We start from the raw sequence: 1,984 nt of genomic DNA, 5'->3' as shown, positions 1-1,984 counted from the left end.
GACTGGAGCAAAATACAGCGCTTATCAGCAGCTCTATCACTGCCATTGAAAAAGGTGGCGAAATCACGGATATCGATGGCAAAAGTTACACTTTACCAAAAATTAATAATAACTCTCAAACCAAAGTCGCAGCGGCGAATGAACAGTGGTTACTTTTAGAGCCTAAAATTAAAAATTATCTTAAAGACGCTGACAATATCATGGTCGACTCTTCGGATAAATTGATCCAAGCGGTTGAGCAGGCAAAAACCTCAAGTTTGCTGATTAATGATTCATTAGATCAGCTCACTGATGAGGTGTTTATCAACGCTGAACGCCAAGCAAATACCATTCGTCTGGTTCAGATATTGGGTGTTGCGGCTATTTTTGCTTACTTCTTAATCTTTGTATTCTTCTTTGTACGTCGTCTGCGTGACACTGATGCCGAGGCATTAGCTGCTCGTCGTGAAACACAAGAGATTATGGAAACGGTCAATACCGGTCTGTTCTTGCTGGATAAAGATTTGAATATTGGTCAGCAGCATTCTCGCGCGCTCAATGGCATTATTGGCGAGGATAGATTGGCAGGAGAAAACTTTGCCGATGTACTACGTGGTCGTATCTCAGACAAAGATTTGAGAACCACCCGCCAGTTTATTGAGCAATTGTATAATCCACGTGTAAAAGAAAAACTGGTTGATTCTTTAAACCCATTGCATAAAGTCATGTTACACAATACGTCTGGAGAAAGCAGTACTACCAGTCGCTTCTTAGACTTTAAGTTTTCACGCGTTTATGAAGATAAAGACATTGCCCGTATTTTGGTCAACGTCAATGACGTCTCAGACGCGGTTTATTTAGAGCAGCGTCTAGAGAAAGAACGCTCGCAAAACGACATGCAGATTGAGATGTTGACGACCATCTTGAACGTCAATCCAAAAATCATTAATGAGTTTATTATCAATACCAAAACTCACATCGATAAGATGAATAATATTTTGAAAAACCCTGGTAGCTCACAATTTGAGCTAGAAGGTAAGCTAAAAGCGATTTATCGTGAAATGCACAGCTTAAAAGGCGAGGCATCTGCCCTTAAACTACACAGCTTTACCAAGATTGCATCAGACGCTGAAGATAAGCTTGATACACTGCAAAACCAAGGCAAATTATCGGGCAATAACTTCTTAGCGCTTGCCGTGCATTTGGATGACTTATGGAGCCTATCGAACACCATCGAAACCTTAGGTAAGCGTATGAATCAAGCAGCACCGCAAGCTGTCAGTAATGCAAAACCGGTCGTATCAACTGCGCCAGCTATGACAGCTGCACTGATGACTGAGACTTGAAGACCACTGCTAATAATAGAGTAGCTGATGATGCTCTGAATGGTATAAACGTTGAAGGCGGTAATGAGATTGATTTGAGTGATGAGTCAGATAATGAACATTTGGCTTATTATCAAGATTTCGCCAAAGACATCGCGGTTAGACAAGGTAAGAAAATACAGCTTAACGGTCATAATTTGGCGCACGTAAACATCCCTGCACGCCTCAAACAACCAATTAAAGAGATTAGTATTCAGTTATTACGTAATGCAGTAGTACATGGTATCGAGTCACCTGAAGCGCGTCAGTCAGCTGGCAAATCTGTGGTCGGTAATATCGATTTAGAGATGCAGCGTGACGATCAGAACTTAATCATTGCACTGCAAGATGACGGTCAAGGTATCGACTACGAAGGCATTCGTCATAAGCTGATTGCCGATGGTCGTTTTGACCAAGCAGAGGCAAGTCAAATGACTCACAGTAACTTGCTCAAGACCCTGTTTGCTTCTGGCTTTTCAACCAAAGAGCATGCTGATGAAGATGGCGGGCGCGGTGTGGGTCTAGACGTCATTAAGGCGTTGGTCAAAGAACATAATGGTAAGCTGAATGTAAATACTGAGCTTGGAAAAATGACACGTTTTGTCATCACCTTGCCAGCTGCGTAATTAAGGACAATAAAA

Annotated in this window: 2 protein-coding genes; both read left to right on the top strand. The window is 41.9% G+C overall.

The window, feature by feature from the left end; all coding sequences use genetic code 11:
* Nucleotides 1–1,325: Hpt domain-containing protein (locus VLN09_RS02040; RefSeq protein ID WP_325243554.1), on the top strand; the 1,325-nt coding region annotated here is incomplete at its 5' end.
* Nucleotides 1,322–1,969 (top strand): ATP-binding protein, encoded by a 648-nt coding sequence (locus VLN09_RS02035; protein WP_325243553.1) that lies wholly within the window; start codon nucleotides 1,322–1,324, stop codon nucleotides 1,967–1,969. The genes VLN09_RS02040 and VLN09_RS02035, both read left to right, overlap by 4 nt.
* Nucleotides 1,970–1,984: the final 15 nt, after the last annotated feature.

The sequence above is a fragment of the Psychrobacter sp. genome (assembly GCF_035469765.1).
Classification (GTDB): domain Bacteria; phylum Pseudomonadota; class Gammaproteobacteria; order Pseudomonadales; family Moraxellaceae; genus Psychrobacter.
This window is presented reverse-complemented; position numbering and strand designations above follow the sequence as displayed.